The sequence below is a fragment of the Paenibacillus oralis genome (assembly GCF_003863965.1).
In the GTDB taxonomy this organism is placed as follows: Bacteria; Bacillota; Bacilli; order Paenibacillales; family Paenibacillaceae; genus Fontibacillus; species Fontibacillus oralis.
The window spans coordinates 4,430,489-4,452,127 of record NZ_RRCN01000001.1 but is presented as its reverse complement, the minus strand read 5'-3'; the positions used below and the strand labels follow the sequence as shown (position 1 = coordinate 4,452,127).

The 21,639-nt window shown below is 50.5% G+C and carries 17 protein-coding genes and 1 riboswitch; of the genes, 7 read left to right on the top strand and 10 right to left on the bottom strand.

Features of this window, described 5'->3' with window-relative positions:
* Positions 1-40 precede the first annotated feature (40 nt).
* Positions 41-973: a VOC family protein gene (locus EHV15_RS19900; RefSeq protein WP_128632731.1), complete on the top strand. Its 933-nt coding sequence runs from the start codon at positions 41-43 to the stop codon at positions 971-973.
* Positions 974-1,054: 81 nt separating this feature from the next.
* On the opposite strand, the gene EHV15_RS19895 is transcribed toward EHV15_RS19900, so the two are convergent.
* From EHV15_RS19895 to EHV15_RS19885, 3 genes are all read right to left on the bottom strand, one after another.
* Entirely contained in the window at positions 1,055-2,254 is a 1,200-nt protein-coding gene (locus EHV15_RS19895; protein ID WP_128632730.1) for a macrolide family glycosyltransferase, read from the bottom strand.
* 24 nt (positions 2,255-2,278) lie between these two features.
* Positions 2,279-3,547 (bottom strand): hypothetical protein, encoded by a 1,269-nt coding sequence (locus EHV15_RS19890; protein ID WP_128632729.1) that lies wholly within the window; start codon positions 3,545-3,547, stop codon positions 2,279-2,281.
* A gap of 518 nt (positions 3,548-4,065) precedes the next feature.
* Positions 4,066-4,947 (bottom strand): helix-turn-helix transcriptional regulator, encoded by an 882-nt coding sequence (locus EHV15_RS19885; RefSeq protein ID WP_128632728.1) that lies wholly within the window; start codon positions 4,945-4,947, stop codon positions 4,066-4,068.
* Between the two features lie 147 nt (positions 4,948-5,094).
* Positions 5,095-5,195: riboswitch (guanidine-I (ykkC/yxkD leader) on the top strand.
* A gap of 302 nt (positions 5,196-5,497) precedes the next feature.
* Here EHV15_RS19885 and EHV15_RS19880 point away from each other — a divergent pair.
* The 4 genes from EHV15_RS19880 (at position 5,498) to EHV15_RS19860 (ending at position 7,453) form a co-directional block, all read left to right on the top strand.
* Positions 5,498-5,839, top strand: a complete 342-nt coding sequence (locus tag EHV15_RS19880; RefSeq protein ID WP_128632727.1) for a DMT family transporter — start codon at positions 5,498-5,500, stop codon at positions 5,837-5,839.
* Positions 5,836-6,150 carry a DMT family transporter gene (locus EHV15_RS19875; protein WP_128632726.1) on the top strand — a complete coding sequence of 105 codons (315 nt, stop codon included), beginning with the start codon at positions 5,836-5,838 and terminating at the stop codon, positions 6,148-6,150. The genes EHV15_RS19880 and EHV15_RS19875 overlap by 4 nt, the downstream gene beginning before the upstream one ends.
* Before the next feature lie 166 nt (positions 6,151-6,316).
* Positions 6,317-6,835, top strand: coding sequence for a spermidine/spermine N(1)-acetyltransferase (gene paiA, locus EHV15_RS19865; protein WP_128632725.1), 519 nt, complete (start codon positions 6,317-6,319; stop codon positions 6,833-6,835).
* A gap of 105 nt (positions 6,836-6,940) precedes the next feature.
* Entirely contained in the window at positions 6,941-7,453 is a 513-nt protein-coding gene (locus EHV15_RS19860; protein ID WP_342774021.1) for an MFS transporter, read from the top strand.
* 771 nt (positions 7,454-8,224) lie between these two features.
* On the opposite strand, the gene pgmB is transcribed toward EHV15_RS19860, so the two are convergent.
* Genes pgmB through EHV15_RS19825 form a run of 7 tightly spaced genes read right to left on the bottom strand, consistent with a single transcriptional unit; the run spans position 8,225 to position 16,286 of the window.
* On the bottom strand, positions 8,225-8,896 hold the full coding sequence (pgmB, locus tag EHV15_RS19855) for a beta-phosphoglucomutase (RefSeq protein ID WP_128632723.1): 672 nt from the start codon (positions 8,894-8,896) through the stop codon (positions 8,225-8,227).
* Between the two features lie 7 nt (positions 8,897-8,903).
* Entirely contained in the window at positions 8,904-9,782 is an 879-nt protein-coding gene (locus EHV15_RS19850) for an alpha/beta hydrolase (protein ID WP_128632722.1), read from the bottom strand.
* A 15-nt stretch (positions 9,783-9,797) separates the two neighbouring features.
* The gene (locus EHV15_RS19845; RefSeq protein WP_128632721.1) at positions 9,798-11,501 is read right to left on the bottom strand and encodes a glycoside hydrolase family 3 protein; all 1,704 of its coding nucleotides are present in this window, start codon (positions 11,499-11,501) and stop codon (positions 9,798-9,800) included.
* Between the two features lie 33 nt (positions 11,502-11,534).
* A complete protein-coding gene (locus tag EHV15_RS19840; RefSeq protein WP_128632720.1) occupies positions 11,535-12,527 on the bottom strand; it encodes an ABC transporter permease in 993 nt (330 codons plus the stop codon).
* Between the two features lie 52 nt (positions 12,528-12,579).
* Entirely contained in the window at positions 12,580-13,713 is a 1,134-nt protein-coding gene (locus EHV15_RS19835) for a sugar ABC transporter substrate-binding protein (protein WP_128632719.1), read from the bottom strand.
* Between the two features lie 32 nt (positions 13,714-13,745).
* Entirely contained in the window at positions 13,746-14,699 is a 954-nt protein-coding gene (locus tag EHV15_RS19830; protein WP_128632718.1) for an ABC transporter permease, read from the bottom strand.
* A 21-nt stretch (positions 14,700-14,720) separates the two neighbouring features.
* A complete protein-coding gene (locus EHV15_RS19825) occupies positions 14,721-16,286 on the bottom strand; it encodes a sugar ABC transporter ATP-binding protein (protein ID WP_128632717.1) in 1,566 nt (521 codons plus the stop codon).
* Positions 16,287-16,728: 442 nt separating this feature from the next.
* Here EHV15_RS19825 and EHV15_RS19820 point away from each other — a divergent pair, with 442 nt between their 5' ends.
* Positions 16,729-19,248, top strand: coding sequence for a GH39 family glycosyl hydrolase (locus EHV15_RS19820; RefSeq protein ID WP_128632716.1), 2,520 nt, complete (start codon positions 16,729-16,731; stop codon positions 19,246-19,248).
* 39 nt (positions 19,249-19,287) lie between these two features.
* Positions 19,288-21,387, top strand: a complete 2,100-nt coding sequence (locus EHV15_RS19815) for a methyl-accepting chemotaxis protein (protein WP_128632715.1) — start codon at positions 19,288-19,290, stop codon at positions 21,385-21,387.
* Positions 21,388-21,639 lie beyond the last annotated feature (252 nt).

Here is a 21,639-nt window from a genome sequence, read left to right as displayed (position 1 = left end):
AAAAACGATTGTCCACCCTATAATTTAGGAGGAAAATGTGATGAGTGATGCCAAGAACAGCTCGCCGACCAATCCCATCATCCCGCACCTGTGGTTCGACAAAGAGGCCAAGGAAGCCGCGGAGTTCTATTGCACCGTCTTCCCGGATTCTAAAATCACGAGCGCGGCGACTTTGCGCGATACGCCCTCGGGCGATTCCGATCTCGTTTCGTTTACCGTCTGGGGACACCCGTTTATGGCTATCTCTGCGGGGCCGTACTTTAAGATCAATCCATCCATCTCGTTTATCGTAAATTTCGACCCATCTCGGGAGGGGAACGCAAGAGAGCTGCTCGACGAGGCGTGGAGCAAGCTGTCCAAAGACGGCACCGCGCTTATGCCGCTGGATAAGTACCCGTTCAGCGAACGGTACGGCTGGATTCAGGACAAGTACGGCGTCTCGTGGCAGCTCATGCTGACGAATCCGGACGGGGAGCCGCGGCCGGCGATCATTCCCTCCATGATGTTCGTGGGTGAAAATTACAACAAGGCGGAAGATGCGCGCGAGTTCTATCTTTCGGTCTTCCGCAATGCCAAGCCTGGCAGCCTGTTTCGGTATGGCCCCGGCCATGAGCCGGACCGGGAGGAAGCGGTGATGTTTACCGATTTTATGCTGGAGAACACCTGGTTTGCGGCCATGGACAGCGCGTATGAACACCATTTCAACTTCAATGAGGCGGTTTCCCTGTTGGTTAATTGTGAAACGCAGGAGGATATCGACTACTACTGGGAAAAACTTTCCGCCGTCCCCGAAGCCGAGCAATGCGGCTGGCTCAAAGACAAATATGGCGTCTCATGGCAAATTTCCCCCGCCGCGATGGACGAAATGATGACCAAGGGTACGCCGGAGCAAATTGATCGCGTCACGCAGGCGTTCTTGAAAATGAAAAAGTTTAACCTTGCGGAACTGCAAAAAGCATTTCAAGGGGAATGACTTTGAAAAAGATCTCACCCGCAAAAACGGGAGGATGCCATGGCCCGCGGCCGGCATTCCTCCCGTTTTGCAACTCGATGATTAGTTTATGCCCAAGCTTCGTTTATACGCAAAAATCTCATCAACGGCTTGCTGATATCCGCCCGCGGCCCGGAACGAATCGCCGAGTTCAACGCATGCCTTGCGAAATGACGGATCGCCCAGCACCCGTTCCGCCGCCTCTCTAAGTTCTCCCGCGGTTAAGCCTGCTTGATTTAACTGGGCGCCCGCGCCCAGTTCAGCAATACGCCGGGCTATTACAGGCTGGTCGGCGCTTTGGGGCAGCACGATCAGCGGCACGCCATAATACAGGCCCTCGCTGGTGCTGTTCATCCCGCCGTGGGTGATAAACAATTTGGCGCGCTGAAGCACTTCGAGCTGCGGTACGTAGCCCGCCACGATAAAATTCGCAGGAATGTCCCCCAATTCCTCCATCCGGGTTCGGCTGCCAATGGATAAAATGACGGTGTACTTTGTTTCGGCGAACGCCGCAAAACATAGCTTGTAAAAATCCGCCGCTTGGTTGAACACCGTGCCGAGCGATATGTAAATCAGGTGTTCCGTGTCCACATGGGAGAAATCAAATGGATCATTGGAGCGCGGTACGACAGACGGCCCAACAAACTTGTACGTCTCGTCGAAGCTTTCTCCATCGGGTTGGAAGCGTTTCGACGTGTAGACGATGGTCAATGGCGCCGGATTGCAAAAAACTTCGTAGGCGGAGCCTGCTTGCACATGGTATTTCGCTTGCACACCGCTGACCAGCTGCTGAAACTCCTGCTTGGCCTGTTCATTCACATCAGCCGGAAAATGGCGCGACAGGTGATCCTGCATATTGTCAAAGCCGCCTTGCCCCATGGCAAAACTCGAGCATGAGTTGACGGCCGGCAAGCCGAGGATTTGCGCAAGCAAACGCCCGCAGCCGAACATCGAGTCATGGATGATGTAATCAAAACGCTCTCCCTTGGTTTGCTCCAGGACGCTGGGAATGACGATATCGGCAGTGCGTAATAGTCCGCCTACCCGCGCCCAAGGAGTTCTTCCGCCCGCAAGGAACGCCTCCAGAAATTTCCCGACGTCGAAGGTGATCGCTTTTGCGCCCGTCCGCTCGACGCGATCGCGAAATTGCTCGGCAACAAAGTACACCACCTCTTCGCCGCGGCGGACAAGTTCCTGCACCACACCGAGGGTTGGATTGATATGTCCCTCGGAGCCTCCGTTGATAAATAAAACACGTGCCATAGCCATCACCTTTCTATCGTTCTTCTATTCATATTGTCCGTCGGATAGCTTCAACTCATCCAATGGAACAAGCGATGCAGCGGCGAACAGCAATTGCTCCTTGCTGACCGACTTGGCCGTACTGATGGAAATATGCGTCGATCCGCGCGTGATGTACCAAGTCCCGCCTGCTTCGCTGTCCGGAAGCCCGATCCATTCCGCCGTAAAATCGGGAAAATACCATTTCTCTCCGGACGCACCGTTTCCTTCTTCCCTCTGCCGTAAATCCGTGCTCGACTGCCAGACGGCAAAATGAGGGTATGTCAGCTTCAATACCCCAGCTTTCTCTTGCTCCGCTGTCATTCCGTAGTCCGTAGCAACGCCTTTGCGCGGTACGTAAGGATCAAAAACGCCGGCGCCGTCGGCTTGCTCCCGGATGTGTTGTACTTCTTCGCTCGTATATGGAATGGTAACGAAACGGTCGGAGTAGTATTCGTCGCTTGCGTACTGACTGAATTCTTGCAGTCCGTCCTTTTTCAGCCAATACAGCTTGACGAGGGATTGATCCTTCCCGAACGCGGCCAAAACCGCCCCCTCCTCGGTGATGGAAACAGCTTCCGCCCGCAACGCTTCGTTAAGGTTGCTCCGCTCGATATGCCCGTCTTGCCACCGGTAAACCGAGGTATGCGGAATCGTCCCCGAGCTCACGATCACCTCAGGCAAGCCGTCGTGGTCCACATCCATTTCCGAGGCATAACCTTCATCGATCACCATAAGCTGCACCGGTTCCCCGTCTTGCAACTTAATGTAATGGGTCATGGAAGCGGCCGCGCCGACGGCGCCCTGGATTTTGACGACTTTTTTACCGAATAACATGATGTTGCCGACGGTCACAGCGTCGTCCTGATCGTAATGATATCCGGCTGCTTTCCCCAAATCGTACACGAGATGATCTTGGACTAAGGCTGTGTAGAGAAAATCGGTATCATTCTTGCGGGTATAGATTACGATCTTGTTTTCCCGGGAGCCGTCCCCCCTGCGCAAAGCCTTTTCTTTCACGATACGCTCCGTCTGCTTCAACCCGTCTTCCAACACCCGGACTTTCTCGGAACCATCATATTTTTTCCACGATAGCGGCAGCAAACCGCCTTCAGCGGCGTCTTCGAAGGTTGCCGAAGCGCTGGCCATATTAGATATTTGCGGTGATGCCGGGCTGTCCTGTGCCCCGGAAGCTTGCCCGGGATCCGCAACGTTCCCGAATGCTGCGCTCAACAACAAGAAGATGACGCCGATTACCAAGATTTTATCTTTCACTAAAGATCACTCCAAACGACTATTTTACTCTTTTAGACGCTCGCATATGGTAAAAAGTTGGTATTACTCCTCGATTTCTTTGAGTGAAGGGTTATAGTCTTATTATACACATTAAGGAAAAGGGGCACCCATGGACTGGATACCATAGTCGTAAGTCAACAAACGAATTAGATTTCGATCCACATCCTGCAGTTGGGCGTCGATCTAACAAATTTCTCATTTCCACACTACCGTTTTGCCGACAATTCACTGTGCATCTCACGACATAAGGTTAATTCCAAAATTTTTCTTATATAACATAAAACGACTCATAATGCCTAAGCAACTACGAGCCGTTTTGTTAAGCTGATCCATCTAAAATCCGTTTTATATACTAAGGATAGCAACTGTCTCTAAAAGGATTCTAAATGAAGTTCAAAAAAAGTATAAAAATTAACAACCAACGATCCAAAAAAGTTCCATGAACAAGAGTCTCTATTTGACAGCATAAGTGTCCATCAAATACCAGCAATCAGAAATTACACTTCTTCAAATAATGGATTTAAAAGATGGTCTGAAAAAACTTCTTCAGGAACGAATTCCGTTGTTGGCGTATTCGCCCCAACTTCTTGAAGGCTTACGTTATCAAGCCATACTTGCCCTTTTCCGGACAACAACATACCAATATTAATTATGGCTCCATTTTTAGGTATATCCAATACACAAGAATAATGATTCCATTCGGTTGTTCCTTTAATTGACCTGCTTTGCATATTATCCAACTTTAAAGTATCTCCCAAGGCGTCGTCTATCCTAAACCATAATCCGCACCAGCCCTCCACATCTTGAGTTTTTACAAAGCCGGAAAAACGCATCCGCTTACCGATGAAATTTTTAGCACTAATTTGCTGCATGATGGTACCAAATTCACCGTTGGAAAATTCGTCTGCAAGGGAGCGAATTGTTGCCGATTTTGAGCCCATATGGTATATATTAGGGTCAAGGCTGACCAGGTATTTCTCGGGGGCGGTTCCTGTGATAATCCAGTCTTTTATTTCATTTTGTTTATTCATACTTATTCCTCCTATAATTAAATCTTTGATGGCTGACCTATATCTTCCTGGGGGTAATTGATAGATACTTTTGAAAGCTCTTGTAAAAGATTCCTGAGATTCGAAGTGATATGTTAGGGCTATATCTAGTATGGAAACATCCGTATTTAATAGGGCGGACGCGGCGCTGGCAAGCCTTCGTTTTCTAATATAATCATATAAAGGTATCCCGACTTCTTTTTGAAAAGCTCTATGAAAATAGAATTTCGAAAATCCTGCAACTTCGGAAACTTTATCTAAAGTCAGTTCCTCGCATAAATTCATTTCAATATAGCCCAAAACCGTCTGAATTTCTTTGCTGCGTGTCATTTATTTCACCTCCCGGCAATTATCATAGCATGAGATCTAAATATAATTTTTGATGCTTCTTGCCCTTTTCTTATACGTTAGCGGGGGAAATCGCAAATTGACTTACGTTACATCGTGTGTTAGCATGGTTCTAGCCAATAACCGAATACAAAAGTTTTCTAGGGTTCCGCAGCCGCAAGACTGGTCTGGTCCGAGAGAAAACGCACAGCCAAGCGGCTGTGACACGGAGGGATAAAAGCCTGGGAGATAAACGCATGATGCGGTTTATTTCCCAGGCTATTTTTTTGTGGCTAAATTTAGGTTCAACCTAATCATCAGTGCTTGACAGTCAAGCCGGAAACAGACCGTGGCCTGGAGCGAGACTCGCTATCCGGAGGCTTTGCACGATTATCCCGTTTGATCATGTGACTTGGCTTTCTGAACCAAAGGGATAATCGTGCAAAGTGGTTTGGAGAGACAACACCTCCCATCTCCGTCATCATTTATTTTGTTAAGCACTTATTTTGGTCTTGAGCCCAAATTAAAAAAAGAGTTTAAGGAGGAACGGGTTATGAACAAAACGTGGATTTCCGTCATTGTTGCGGCTATATTCGAGGTTGCTTGGGTTATTGGGATGAAGCACGCAGATAACTTTTGGGAATGGGGTGGCACACTGATCGCTATTTACATCAGCTTTTATTTGATGATTAAGGCGGCGCGTTCATTACCGGTTGGAACGGTATACGCTGTATTTGTTGGGCTGGGGACGACAGGAACTGTGGTAGCCGAAATCCTATTGTTTAATGCAGACTTAAGTGTTGCGAAAATAGTTTTGATCGGACTGCTGCTCATTGGCGTGATTGGACTGAAAGTGCTTAGTAAGGACAAGAAAGAGGAGGCAAGCGGAATATGAATTGGGTGTATTTGATTCTGGCGGGCCTTTTTGAAATGACCGGGGTACTGCTTATAAACAAGTTTAATCAATCCCGCAATTGGCAATCATTGAGTCTTTTGATTATTGGTTTCGGGCTTAGTTTTTTATTTTTGTCATTGGCCATGAAAACACTCCCGATGGGAACAGCTTACGCCGTATGGACTGGAATCGGCGCTTCTGGCGGAGCGATCCTCGGAATGATCTTCTATAATGAGCCACGCAGCTTAATGCGCATTTTGTGCATAGGGTTGGTCCTTGGCTCTGCTGTGGGACTGAAACTGGTCAGTTAAAATTTGGGCTCAGCTTAAGGAGTTAATGATGAAGGACATCCTACGTGAAATTGGAATCATCGCCAGGGCATTGAATTCTATCAGCAATATCGAAAGCGACTGGGAATATGTAAAAAAGGGAAACAAGAGAAACTATTAATTTTTATATAAGGAGCTAACCATTAAAATGACCGTAAAAATAAAAAAGTGCAGCCGTGAAGATTTACAAGTACTCCAAGAAATAAGCATAGAGACCTTCAACGATACATTTAAAGAGCAGAATTCGCCTGAGAATATGCAAGCCTATATGGAAAGAGCATTTAACGCTGAACAGTTGGAAAAGGAATTGGCCAATAGCTCTTCGGAATTCTTTTTCATCTGTTTTCATGAAGAACCTGCCGGATATTTAAAGGTAAATATGAATGATGCCCAATCCGAAAAAATGAGCGATGAGTCCCTCGAAATTGAGCGGATTTATATAAGAAATAAATTTCAAAGAAAAGGGCTGGGAAAATATCTAATCAACCAAGCGATGGGAATCGCCATAAGCCACAACAAAAAGATGATCTGGCTGGGAGTTTGGGAAAAGAATGAGAACGCCATTGACTTCTATAAAAAAATGGGTTTTATTCAAACCGGAGCCCACTCCTTTTATATGGGGGATGAAGAACAAATTGATTTAATAATGAGCAGAACACTGGAATAACCTCAGGCACATGGGAGCCCTCAGTGGAGAACGGTTGAATTATGTTGAACACTTTCCTCGCTCAAGAACGTCAAAATTGTCAGCGGCCAACTCATCTCGTTTCTGTTGTTGATGGGACATTTGACCTTGTACGCTTACTTGGCACCTTACGTGCAATCGCTCTTTCCGGTTAGTCCCGGAATCCTGAGTCTCGTCTACTTCCTGTTCGGTATCGCGGCCGTAGCTGGCGGCGGTTTGGGCGGCTGGATTTCCGACCGTTGGGGCACAAAGCGGTCGCTTATCGTCATTACAGCATGCTTCGCCTGCTCCATGTTCATGCTTCCCTTGGCGGCAAAAATCTCATTTTATCAGTTTCTGGCTGCCGTTATGGTCTGGAGTGCGCTCAGTTGGGCCATCTCTCCGGCTCAGCAAATGTACCTGATCCAGAACGCGCCAGAGGAGGCTGATATTCAGCTTAGTATAAGCTCGTCCATCATGCACCTTGGTATCGCGTGCGGATCGTTGATTGGCGGCGCCGTCATCGAAACGAGTTCGGTGGCCAACAATTACTGGGTCGGCGGTCTTCTGGCTCTGGCCGCACTCGGCTGCGCAGTCTTTTCGCTTACCCGCAGCGCGTAGCGCCCGTCAACTGCGGCGGAGCAAGCGAAGCCAAACGTAACCCCACTATATATGGTAACATTAATGGGTACCAGCACATGTTAAAGCAAGTTAAAAGTTGGGAGGAAGGCTTCAAGAAATGTCTAAACAATACCTTCGCGTTCTCAAAGAATGTGTCATCGAGACAGGAAAAAATAGTTTGCGGCATTTAGAAGGACATATTGATGCTGATTCAAAGCATCGCATAATGAATTAGTTACATTTGTGGACCGCCAAAATGAGCAACTGGCAGTACAACGAATCATGGAAGACTTTCCTCATCACAAAATTATGGCTATCAGGCAGTAGTATTCTTTCGGCCGGTAAGGACCTTCATCAGGAGATATTAAATATTTCTAAGACAATTTTGTACGCGTAACGTTTATATAAGTCCATTCCCTCTCGGTACTTCATCGTTGCTTAAGGTTTCTTCTAAATAGCGGTCATTGGGGGCGCTATTTTCGCGATTTTCCCACTCACCCGCAAAATAGAGGAACTTTTGGGCGTTATTTTCTCGCCAAGCCGTGAAAAAGGACCTGCTTGTCCTCATTCTTCAAAAATAGCGGTAAAAAGTTCCTCTATTTCTGTAATCTTGGCTTCCCGACAGAAATAAGGACCTTTTTTACCGCTATTTCTCCGATCTCCGGCGAACTCGTGCGATCTTCAGGGATCACCGGGCGATTTCCTTTAATGCAGCCGCCCGCTCCTCTTCACCTTCCTACTCTTTCAACCGGAAACAAAGCAGGCCATCGTTCATACCGCATCCCTGCGGTAAGCTTCCATGATCCCGTCAAGCGTAAGCCGCGAGGTATCGGATACCAAATACTTCGCTTGGCGCAAGGATTCCGGCGATCCGATGCCGACCGAAAACATGCCGGCGCCATTGATCGCTTCGATGCCGGCTTCGGAGTCCTCCACGCCAACACAGGCTTCGCAAGGAATACCGAAGTGCTCGGCGGCGTTGACAAAGGTTTCGGGGTGCGGTTTGCCGAAGCGGATTTGGCCGGCGTCGACGATATAGTCGAACGCCGCGGTAAGCCCAAGCCTCTCCAGAACAACCTTCGCGTTCCGGCTTGCCGACCCCAGGGCCAGCAGCATATTCGCGTTTCGGATATCCTTCAGCAGCCCTTCAATTCCCGGCAACACATCGCTGGGACGAATCGTTTCGATCAGATGCCCGTAAACTGCATTTTTTTGGGCCGCCCACTGTTCCTTTTCGCCGGCAGTCAGGCTTAAAGGCCGCGGGGCGGCCGCGAGAATCCGCTCCAGCGATTCCATGCGGCTTACGCCTTTTAACCGCTCGTTCAGTTCGCGGTCCACCTCGATGCCAAGCTCCTCGCCGATTTGCTTCCAGGCCAGGTAATGATATTCCGCCGTATCCGTGATGACGCCGTCCAGATCAAAAATGAACGCTTTCGGCTGCATGGTGTCCTTAACGTCCCCTTCCTTGCTCGAGCCATTTGGCGCTGAGTTCCACCCACGCCCCGAGGCTTAATGCTTTTACCTGCTCCTCCGGTTTCACGGAAGCATCGCCCAGCGACATGCCGTGCGGCCCTTTTTCGAACATGTGGAGCTCGCAGGGCACCTGATGCTCAAACAGCTTGCCGGCCAGCCCCAGGAGGTCGGTCGGGAGAATGACGCTGTCTTCGTAAGTCCCCCAAATAAACGTGCGGGGTGTATCCTCGTTTACGTACTGCAGAAGATTAAGCGATCGTTCTTCCTCTTCCGTCAAATTTTCTTTGCCCAGCAAGATTTCCCTTATGCTCGGACCGCGAAAATCCGGCATCAGCCCCTTTTCCATCAGTTCTATGACAAAGGCCGGAGTTTCCGTCGAACGAGGCTCCAGAGTTACGGCCGGATAACCGAGGACCAATTGGTTCGGTTTGATCTGTTCCGAGGTAAGCCCGATCTCTCCGGTAATCAACGTTTCCTTGTAATATACCCCAAGGCTTAAGGCCAAATTGCCTCCGGCGGAAAAACCGGCGACAGTGATGTCGCCCGCATCCACCAGCCACTCATCGGCCCGCTCCCGAATGATCGCCATCGCTTGGGCCAGTTCGCGCAGCGCCGTCGGAAACGGATTATCGATCTTGACGGAATAATTCAGCACGAACGCATGGTAGCCCATTCTGGCAAACGCCAGCGCCACGGGCTCGCCTTCATTTTGCGAAATCATGGCGTAACCGCCCCCCGGACAGATCAAAATAGCGGGACGGATCAAATTTTTCCGGTCGTATTCCCCGTCTTCCTGTACGTAGGTCGTCAAGGTTGCCGAAGAGTGTTCGAATAGCTTTATCGTTTCATGAATCACATGAGTTCCGCCTTTCTATAATCGTGTATCCCATTTGCCGCAGAATGGGTCCGCGGGGCTTATGCCTTTGAATTCCGATTGCCCCGTCAGCTTCCTCACCAGCATAGGCAAGGTGAAATCGTTGACCCCGTACGTGTTGATGTAGGTTTTGACCCGCGGTACATCCAGCAAATGATACGGATTTTCCGTCGAAATAAAAATGGTCGGAATGGACTGCATGTAAATGGGCACGTTCACCCCCATCGGATTGATCCATTCGATCCGTACGGTGGTCTGATTCGATTTGGTCGCCAGGTTGCAAAGATAGATGATCAGGTCGTATCGATCCTTCATCTCCGTAAACGAACCCTGCAGCCCTTCGTAAATGCCGCTCGGCTCAAAACGGGTCACCTCAAAACCTTCGGCTTCCAGGAGCGGAATAAACGAAGCCGCCAGCCCGCTCGTTTTCTGGTAACCTAGCGCGTTCGCCTCGCTTTCGATATCGTAAATTAGCACCCGTTTGTAACGGTCGCTGCTAATGGGAAGCACGCCTTGTTCTTCCTTTACGAGCGTAATGGACCGGTCGGCTACCTGTTCGGCGATGTTCAAGTGCCGTTCGTTTTTCAACACCGTTTCCGCCACATCCGGGGAAGGAATGTTATTCGTCTTGTGCAGGGATAAAGATGCCTTAAGCCCAAGGATGCGCAAAACGGCCTCGTCCAGTCTTTTTTCCGAAAGCAGCCCCTGTTCAAGGCCTAGCTTCATGAATGCGACGTCCTCATCCAGGTTTTTCGTAAACAGGAACATGTCGCAGCCGTTTTCGATCGATTTGGGAACCAATTCATTTCTCGGCATCGGTATATTCATGCCCGCCATCGTAGTCGCATCGGTCAGAATCAAACCGTTGAAGCCAAGCCGCTCTCGAAGCAAACCGTTTAAAAGCTCTGTGGCCAGCGAAGCCGGCAGAATCTCTTCATCCTTGAGGGACGGGTCCAGCTTCTTCGAATATTCAGGCAGCGCGATATGCCCGACCATCACCGTTTTGGCTCCTTCGTCGATCAGATGGCGGTGCACGTCCCCAAAGGTACGGTCCCACTCGTCCGGCGAAAACGTGTTGACGGAGGTAACCAGATGCTGATCCCTTTCGTCCACGCCGTCCCCGGGAAAATGCTTGACGGAGGCGGCCATGCCCTGTTCCTGCGCCCCTCGCACATAAGCCGCGCCCATGCGCTTCACCCGCTCCGGATCGCTGCCGAAGGTTCGCGTATTGGTGATCGGATTGCGAAAGTTGTAATCGATGTCGACGACGGGCGCAAACGCATAGTTGGCCCCAACGCTTTTCCCTTCAAGCGCGCATACCCGCCCCAATTGATAAGCGAGCTCCGGATCGTCCGTAGCGGCGATCGCCATATTCGAACCGATTTTCGTCCCGTCTTTCGTAATTCCTTGGCCGCCGGCTTCCAGATTGGCGGCGATGAGCAGCGGGATTCGGGCGGACGACTGCAAGGCGGAAACCGTGGCCATCACACTCTCTTTATCCATCGAACGGCACATCAGTCCCCCCACGCCGAGTTCCCGGGCCAGCCTTGTTAAGAACGGCTCGTCCTGCTTATAGCCGACCATAAAAAACAATTGGCCTATTTTTTCGTCCGTCGTTAGATTGTCAAAGGTAGATCTTACCCACTCCAAATCCTCATCCTGCAAATAAAACGGTTTTTCCCGCAACAGATTGATATCCATTGGTTTCTTTCTCTCCTCTCCGCATGCTTGTTTCTAGGCCTGCGCCTTGTTTCCCGCTCTCGCCCGGTTTAGAAAGCTCCGGATCCGCTCCTGATTGGAGGTATAGCCCATGAATCCGACGATAAACACCCCGACGATCACGGTTTGCAGGGAACTGTCGATCCCCAGCACGACCATACCGTAGGATAAAGCGTTCATGCCGAGCGCTCCCGCAAAAATACCCAAAGGCAGGTTCGTAAACTGCGCCAGATACAGTCCGAACAGAACAGGACCCATGGAGGAGAACATCAAAGCGGTGGAACTTAAATTGCCCGCCGGAGATACCAACACGTTGGAAGCGTTGATGACGGCGGCAACTCCCAGCAGCGCGCCAACTACCAGATAGGTCAGCAAGATGTTCTTTTTCTCCTTGACGCCCATATTGACCGCCAGCCGCGGGTTAGCCGCCAGCGACCTTGTATCGTAGCCGAATTTAGTGTGGCTCAGCAAATAGTAAAACAGCACCATAATCAGCGCGAGCACGATATAGATCCAGGGGGATCTTGTGAATACGGTCAGGCCAGCATGCATATATAGCTGCGTTCCCGAACCGCCGTACACGACGCCGGATAAAGCCTCGTACATCATAACCACGCCAAGCGAAACGATAATGGTCGGTACCCGAATCCATAAATACAAAAGGCCTTCAATCAGACTGAGGAGAATCGCAACGGCGACGGTAACCGCCAGCAGTATGACCGGCCCCAACCCCAGATCAATCGTCAAATTGCTGCCGATAATGCCGGCAAGGATGATGATGATTCCGGGGGCGAAATCCCATCTTCCCCCGGATAGAGGCAACGCGATGGCATAAGCCGTAATCGTCGTCAGTACGCTGCCCCGGATGATCCGGTCAAAAGCGCCGGAAGAGACATACCCGGTCTTGCTCATCAAAAGCGTCACAATAAGGATGATGAGATAAACCGCGATCGGAAACAGGAACGTTTTCAGCAGGTTTACTGCCTGTTTCAACATCAAGACTTGCATATTTTCACTCCATTACGGCTCGCCCTTCAGTTTTTCTCAAGGCAAGCATGGTTTAATTTCTGGCCGCCTTGATTTCGGCAAGCGTCCGGTTCGTCAGTTTTTGCAGCGATTCCCAAGTCGCGCCATCATTGTAGGACAGCATAACTTCTTTCAGTTCCTCGGCCGTAACCGCACCTTTCGATTTATCCTCCGGAATGACAAAGTTTTTGAAATCCTGAACTTCCGCCGGCGTGGTGAAGGTAACGTAATTGACGTAGCCGTTCGGTTTCCGGTCGGGGTACGTTTTCCCGTTCAAGCGGTCGTAAATTTGCGCAAACGAGTTGGCGAGAATTTCGCCGTAATTATTCGTTCCGGCCATCACGATTTTGCCGTTTTCAAGCCCTGCTTCCGTCGAGTCGTTATAACCGAGCGCCAGCAGGCGGAGATCGGGTTTCGTGCTGTTGAGAATCGCCGGATAGACAAAATCCATGCCGGAGCCAAGTCCAAAAATAGCGTCCACCTCAGGGTGATCGGAAATAATCTTGGTTACGGCATCCGCCGCGTTTTCCGGAGCAAACGAGTGGAATTCAGCCTTATAAACCGTGACCTCGCCCTTAGTGTCAAGCTCCTTCATTTTGTCCGTAAAACCCTTGATAATGGCCGGAGCATCCTCAAAAGCGAATTCCGGGAACGACGTAACCCCGATATGTCTTACCCCGGAAGCATAGGCCTGTTCGGCATACTTGGCGCCCAGTTCCTCCGGGTTTTCGCCGAATTGCTTGATGCCGCCCACAAAATAATCGCTTGAGACATTTTCGTCGGTCTCGCCAAGGGCAACCGCATAATATACGCCGGCTTCTTCAGCCAGGCTGACGCTTTGCTCCAGGGCGGTGTCATAACCGCTGATCACGGCGTCGACGCCGGACGCCAGCAGGTTTTCCAACCCGGTGATATGATCCTCTTCACTGGAACCAACCGTGGCGAAATTAAATTTGACGTTAAAATTCTTTTCCAGATAAGAACAGTAGGCTTTGATTTGCTGGCCTTGAATATCCGTGTAGTTGTAAAGCATGACCCCGATGGTGAAACCGCCTTTTGCATTGCCGCCCGCATTGCCCGCTCCGCCGCCATTCCCGCCGCAACCCGCCAGAACTCCGACAAGCAAAATGAACGCGGTCAAAGAAAATAGCCACTTTTTGCTTTTCATTCGTTTTACCCCTTTTCTCTGCTTTATTTGTTTTACCTTGGCATGACCTCGCCGCCGGGCCTGCGAAGCAGCAGAAACACGACGATCAGGAAAATCATCCCTTTAATCAAGGACACCACTTCGGGCGCAACGCCCACCATAACCAAGCCGTTGTTCAGCACCACGAACGTAATGCTGCCGACAAACGCGGAGCTCATTCTGGAGCGGCTGCCTCCATTAAGCGCCATCCCCCCGAGGATAAGCGCAACGATTACGTCCATTTCCAGGCCCATCCCCGTGTTCTCGCTGATGGCGGCCGATCGGGACAAGGAAAGGATCGATGCGCATCCGACCAAAATGCCGGCCAGAAGATAGGCCGCCACTTTCATCCTTTTCACCCGTACGCCGCTCTGTGAAGCCGCCAGCGGATTGTCGCCGATGGCCTTGTTTTGTTTGCCGATCTTGGTCAAATGAAACAGCACGAAGCCGGCCGTTCCCACCAGAACGATGATCGCGACGATCAGCGGCATATTCCGCCCCAATTCTCTAAGCGCTCCGGCATCGTCCAGGGCGATTTTGGAAGCCGAGGTCGATACCCGGTAGGTCACGATGCCCCTGGCCACAAACATCACCGCAAGCGAGGAAATCACGGCCATAAGGTTAAATTGATTGGCTATCAGTACATTGACCAAATAACAGGCCACGGATACCGCGATCGCCACAAGAATTCCAACCGCCAAAGGCGCTCCCGCGTTCATCGTGTAAATGGCGGCCATCGAGCTTAATGCGAGTACCGCCCCCACCGAAATATCCATCCCGCCATGCGAAAAAACAAACGCCATGCCGACCGAAATCGTGAACAGCACGACGAGTTGTTTGAGAATTGTCCGGATATTGAAGTCGGACAATAGCGCTCCGTCCGTCATGAACGTAAACAACAGCAGTACGAGCACTAGGCCGGCATATTGGATCAGCGCATTTTGATGCCTTTTAATAAATAATTTCATGATTCGTTCTCACCGCCTTGCCTATATCATGTAATCGATCAGCATGGATTCGTTTAGATTTTCGTCACGCCGGAATTCTTTGTTGATTTTCCCGTTCTTCATGACCAAAATCCGGTCGCTCATTCCGATCAATTCCGGAAGCTCCTCCGAGATGATCAGAATGGCGTATCCTTGCTGTTTCAGCGAATAGAGCAACTGGTACATCGTCGTCTTCACGCCGACGTCGACGCCGCGTGTCGGGCTGTCGAGTATAAGAATTTTGGAGTCGTTTCCGATCCATTTGCCAAAGGAGACCTTTTGCTTGTTGCCCCCCGACAATTCCCCTACACGTTGATTCATCCCGCTTGCCTTGATGTTCAGCTCCTCCATTTGCCGCCGGGCGAATTTCTTTTCCGCTCCGGGCAGAATGAGGCCGAACTTGGCCAGCTTCCCCAGCGCGGAAAGCACAAGGTTCTCCTTAATCGAAGCTTCCATGATCAAGGTTTCCCGGTCGCGGTCCTTGGATACGTAACCAACACAGTTAGCGATCGCGGTTTGCACGTTTTTCACCTTGTGCGGAAATAACGGGCCGCCATTCTCCGCGTTTACCCGATTTTTACCGCCCGAGGCGCGTCCCGGCGTTTTTTCACCGTAGACAATCACTTCTCCGCGATCCGGCTTTAATTCGCCGTAAATGATCTTGCCCACTTCGTGCATCCCGCTGCCCGACAAGCCGCCGATGCCTAAAATCTCACCCTGGTAAAGCTCGAAACGAATATCACGCAGCAAAGAGGCATGAACGCCGTTTACGCGGATCATCACCTGCTCCCCGCGCGAAGCGCGGATATCGCTTCTATAATAGTCCCCTTCAATGACCCTGCCGACCATCGATTGCTTGATATGATTTTCTTCGAACTCGGAGCGGTCGATCGTCGTAATCAAATCGCCGTCCCGCATCACGGTCAGCGCGTCGCAAACGTCCATAAGCTCAGGAAGATCATGGGAGATGAACAGGACCGCTTTGTTTTGGTCGCGCAGCTTGCGCATCAGCCGGTGAATCAGCAGCCTCCCGTCATGCGACAATGCGGTGGTCGTCTCGTCCACAATGAACAATTCCGGCTCGTAATACAAAGCTCTGGCGATTTCGATCAGCTTGCGCTGCTCAAAATTCAGCGTCAGGGCGGGCAGCGATACGTCCACCTCGCCGAAATCGACAAGAGCGAGCGCTTTTTTCGCTTCCTGATGCATTTGCTTGCGATCGATGATACCGTTCCGGGCAAACCGGCCTTCGTCCCCCAGAAAAATATTTTCAGCAATGGATAACTGACCGATGGTTCCGGTCTCTTGCACGATCATGGCGATTTTCTTGGCTCGGGCGTCAAGCGGATCTTTGGGAGCATACGGATCACCTTCGACAAGCATGTCCCCTTCCGTTTTCGGAAGCAAACCGCTGATCATGGCGGATATCGTCGACTTCCCGGAGCCGTTTTCTCCGATCAGCCCCCGGATTTCGCCGCGGTAAATCTTCATGCTGATATTGTTCACGGCCGTCACTTCATTGAATCTCTTCACGATGCTTCTGGTTTCCAAAAATACGGGTTTGTCCATGTCAACCTTCCTTCAATCCTTGATATCGCTTTCTTCCCGCTGACCCAGTGTAACATGATTAAGAATCGGCTATAACTGTTTCTTTTATCTTCATTAGGGCAAATATTTAACCAATAATTATCGCCAACGGCTTGAAAAAGGGGCGAGAAATTAAAAAATCCACCTTGCAGCAGCCTGATAAAACAAAAAAACGCTCTTCACCAAGAACGTTCTTTAGCCATTATCCTACGTCCGTCCGCAGGTTCGGAAATAAATCATTTTAACATAACGAAGGTTAAAAAATAACTATGATAATTATCCTGATTAGAGCAAATTTTTAACCCAAATCGTCATTTTCCAACATTTCACTCTTTAGTATTGTGGACTACATTAATATTTAGTACACTCTGAAATTAGAATCGAATTAAAAAACCACCCATCAAGGATCAAGGAGTGCTTAATCTTGGAGTTTCGTCATGAAATCATCAACTTTCCCAAGAAGCTTCCCATCAAATTTTTCCTGCACCGGATCGGCAGCGTCAGCCGTCACTGGCATCAGTCGTTAGAGCTTATCGTGGTCATGAAAGGCGAAGCGGACATTAACGTGAGCAACGTTTCCTACCGGCTTGGCGCGGGAGACCTCATTCTCATCAATTCCAACGAAGTGCATGAACTGCACTCCGAAAACGCTACGATGGTCGCCCTGCAAATCAAACTCGAACTGCTGAAGGAAGTAGTCGTCGACATCAAAAAAATGTACTTTGACTGCAACACCGTCAAAACGAACGATCCCGGGACGTTCAGAAACATCAAGCGAATCGTCGCCCAAATCCTGCAGCATAACATCAACGCCTCCGAATTCGTTGATTTGAAGAACGCATCCCTTGTGTACGAGCTAATCTATGAACTTTGCACCCATTTCAGCAGTGAAGAACCGGAAACAGCCGCCCGGCAGCCGAAGGAAGGATTGGACCGGCTGCGGCGGATACTGGATTATGTCAACAGCCATTACAGCGACCCGATTTCCCTGCAGGAAGTCGCGAAGCAGGAGTTTTTGTCCGTACCGTACCTGTCGAAATATTTCAAGAAAAAATTACGCCTGTCCTTTAGCGAATATTTAAAAGATCTGCGGCTGCATTATGCCGTTAACGATCTGCTGAACGAGTCTTTGACGATCGATAAAATCGCCGCCAAAAACGGGTTTCCCAACGTGCGTTCCTTCGTGACGGCTTTCGGCGAGAAATACGGGGAGCTCCCCAGCATTTGGCGCAAGAAGCACGCGGAGGAGGTTTCCGGGAGCATCGAGGCGACCAAGGAAAAATCGGTGAACTACTACCAGGACGAGCCGCACTCCTATCATGAGGAAATTTCCCGTTTTATCGAAAACAATCTGGGGCAACCTTCCTTGGCTCCGCCGGAAAAGATACTTCAGCGCTTCTCAACGGCGCATCGGATCGACGTGACCAGACAAATCGGGAAGCTGAACCATCATTTCAAAAATTTCATCGGGGTCGGCCGCGTTAAAGAAGTTTTGTATGCCGATGTTCAGGAAGCCCTGCGCATCGCGCAGCGGGAGATCGGCTTTAAATACATCAAAATGCACGGCCTGCTGGACGATGACCTGATGGTATACGGCGAGGATGGCGAAGGAAGGCCCATGTACAATTTCGGGCTGATCGATAAGGCTTTTGATTTTCTGCTATCGGTCGGTCTGAAGCCGCTCGTGCAGTTTTCGTTTATGCCGGCGAAGCTGGCCAGCGACTTGTCCAAAACCGTATTCTACGCCAATATGAACACCAGCCCTCCCAAGGACATGGATAAATGGAACCGGCTGGTCGAGGCGTTGACGCTGCATCTGATCGGACGATACGGCATTGAAGAAGTCCGCAGCTGGCTGTTTTGCGTATGGAACGAGCCAAGCTCGTCCAACCTGCTGTTCGGCTTCAAGCAGGACGAAACGTTTTTTTCGCTGTACAAAAACACGTACGAAACCGTAAAGAACATCGATCCTTCCCTTTCATTCGGGGGACCTGCCGCTTTCTCGACGTACAACAAAAGCGAGGATTGGCTGTTTTCGTTTCTGGCGTTCAGCAAAGACAATAACTGCCTGCCCGAATTTATCACGATTCACTATTACGATATCGATCTCGTTGCCCAGAACGATCAGCTCAGCATGGACAAGCAGCTTAATCTTAGTCCGGTCACGGATTCTTTCAAGCAATTCATCGACCGGCTGCAGCTCCGTCTCCGGGAAGCGGAATTGGCGGCTTTGCCGGTATACTTGACCGAATGGAATTCGACGGTTTCCCATAAAGACCTGATGAGCGACACCTGCTTCAAATCATCGTACGTCATCAAGAACATTGCGGAAAATTACGACCGCCTCGATTCGTTCGGGTACTGGCTCCTGACCGATTTGCATGAAGAAAACCGGCTTCCAAGCCAAGTTTTTCATGGCGGCCTGGGATTGTTTACTTATAACAATATCAAGAAACCCGCCTATCACGCCTTTTGCTTTTTGAACAAGCTGGGAGATTTCCTGATCGACCGGGGGGACGGCTACTTCATTACCAAACAAGAAAACCGTTACCAGATTTTGCTGTACAACTACCATCACTACGATGACATTTACGCAAACGGCATTTCGATCAGCATTTCGCACAAGGAACGCTATTCGCATTTTCCCGGCAAAGCCAAACGCGAATTCCGGCTAGAGCTGGCTCCTCTTGCCGGCAGCTTTGAAATCAGGCATTCCATCGTGAACCGCGACTACGGCAGCGCCTATGACAACGCGCTCAATCTGGGCCAAACCGCAGAGCTTTCCCTGGGCGATATCGAATACCTAAAGCGGATTTCGATTCCGAAGATCGAAAAGGAACTCAGCGCCTCATCCGAAGTGTTGACCATTCATGCGGTTTTGGAACCCTTTGAAATCCGGTTGATCGAAGTGTCGGAAAGACTTGTGAGTACGTTGGAAACGTAAGCCTGAGCTGCTAAATCCATAAACACTGGAGGGACTATCGTGATTAAATGGTTTATGAATCAAAAAGTCATCGTTAAATTCATCGCCCTATCTTCCATTATTCTAATCGCCGCTTTTTTCGTGCTGATCCGCTGGAATTTGGATGTGTTGAAGAAAGTGAGCATGGACCGGGGCATGCTGGAAGCCCAAAACACAGGACAAAATTATGCCGACGAGAACGCGAAAATCGTTCAGAACACGGTGGCTTCGCTTGCTTCCATGCGCTCTATCTTTATGGATGAGGTGTCCCAAGGAGATACAGACCGTCAGCGGATGATCCGCCGTCTCGGAAATCTGCTCAAAGAAAACGATTCCGTCAGCTCCATATTTACGGTCTGGGAACCCGACACCTACGGGCGGGACGCCGATTTTACCGGAGATTCGCTTTTCGCCGTCAATGGAGGGCGGATGGCAACCATGGTGATCCGCTTCAATGATGGTCAAATTATGCCGGTTCCGTTTGGCGATCTGGATACTTTTACCGCGTACGATCAGGCGAAATCAACCAAGCAAGCCGTCGTCATGGAACCTTATAACGCCCCGACCGAGAATGGGGAATCGGAGCTGGTGACCTTGATCGCACTGCCTGTTCTGGATCAAAACGAACGCTTTCTCGGGATCGTCGGCGGCGCCTTCCTGCTCGATACCTTCCAGCAAGCCGCGGAAAAAGAACATCCGCTTGGCGGACACGTCTCCTTGCTTTCGGGCGGCGGTTTATACATAGCGAACGGCGAAAATCCCGAAGAAATCGGCAAATCCTTTATTTCTGCGGATGACAACAAACGGCTGTTCGAAGAAGTGCGGAAGGGCAAGCTCACGCATGAAAGCGCAGGCTCGGATGGAGCCGCCGTCATCCGCGCGTTTAAACCTATCCCGATTATCGACGATCAGGTTTGGTACGTGCAAACGGCGATTCCAAAAGCCGAAATTTTAACAACGTATACGAATAACCGCAACGAATCGATCGTCATCGGATGTCTGTCCCTGCTGCTTCTCGGCCTCGGCATTTGGTTCTTGGCGCGTCTGATGGTGACCAACAATATCAACCGGATGGTGAAGGCACTGCGGTTTATGGCGGACGGCGATTTAACCCAAACGGTGCCCGTTCAATCCAGGGACGAATTTGGAGAAATGGCGGGGCATCTGAATGAAGCTACAGCCCATCTGCGGAAAATGCTGAACCAAACATCTGAAATCGCCCTTACCGTCAGCGCCACTTCCGAAGAGCTCACCGGGGGCGCAGAGCAAACTTCGCTGGCGGCGCAATCGATCTCCGCATCCACGGAAAGCGTGGCGGATGGCATGAACGAGCAGAACGAGGAGGCGGCCAAGGCGGCCGGGATGATGCGGGAGATGACCGAAAGCGTCCGGAGAGTCCAGGCTTCGGCCGAAGCGGTGTCGGAATCGGCCGAAGATGTCACCGGCCAAACCGAGCAAGGGGACCGGGTCGTCCAACGCGCGGCCATGGAAATGAACGCGATTTCCATTTCCATGGCTGAGTCGAACGAGGCGATGAAGCGGCTTAGCCAGCGTTCCGAAGAGATCGGAAAGCTGATCGGGCTGATCTCGGGCATTTCGAGCCAGACCAACATTCTGTCATTGAACGCCTCAGTCGAGGCGGCCCGCGCCGGTGAACATGGCAAAGGATTTGCCGTCGTTGCTGCGGAAATCCGCAAACTGGCGGAGCAAACGAAGCTTGCCGTGGGCCAGGTGCAAGCCGGCATCGCCGAAATTACCGCGGATACCGACCATGCCGCAGCGCTGATCGGCAACACCGCGCTTGAGGTTGAAAAGGGCTTGTTAAGCGTCACCGAAAGCGGACAGCTATTCGCATCGATTATGGAGGAAATGAAACAGGTTGGGGTCCGGGCGCAGGAAGTTTCGGCCGAGGTTCAGGAAATGTCGGCAGGAACCGCGCGCGTCGCGGAAGCGGTCCGCCTCGTAGCGGACATTACAATGAAGTCGACGGACGAAACCGCACAGGTAGCGGCGGCGTCCGAACAGCAGCTGGCCACGATGCAGGAGATCTCGTCGGCGGCCGTGCATTTAAGCCGTCTCGTTCAAGAGCTCACGGATCGGATGGCACATTTTAAAATATGAACGTTGCGAATAGAATCGCCCGCTCATTTAAAAAGAACAACCCGCCTTCTTGTAAAGGCGGGTTGCGCTTTTTTTATTTGTGGACCAAGGTTTATTATGCCATCCGAATTCCTCAAGGCCCTCTTTGGCTTTCCGGGCTTCCAGCTTGCCGCGGATCTTTTATTGAATGGAGAATACTTCTTTTTTCAATAATTCCTCCGAACCCGTATTTGCCGTACATTTTGAATTTTTTTAAAGTTTTGATATTTTTCC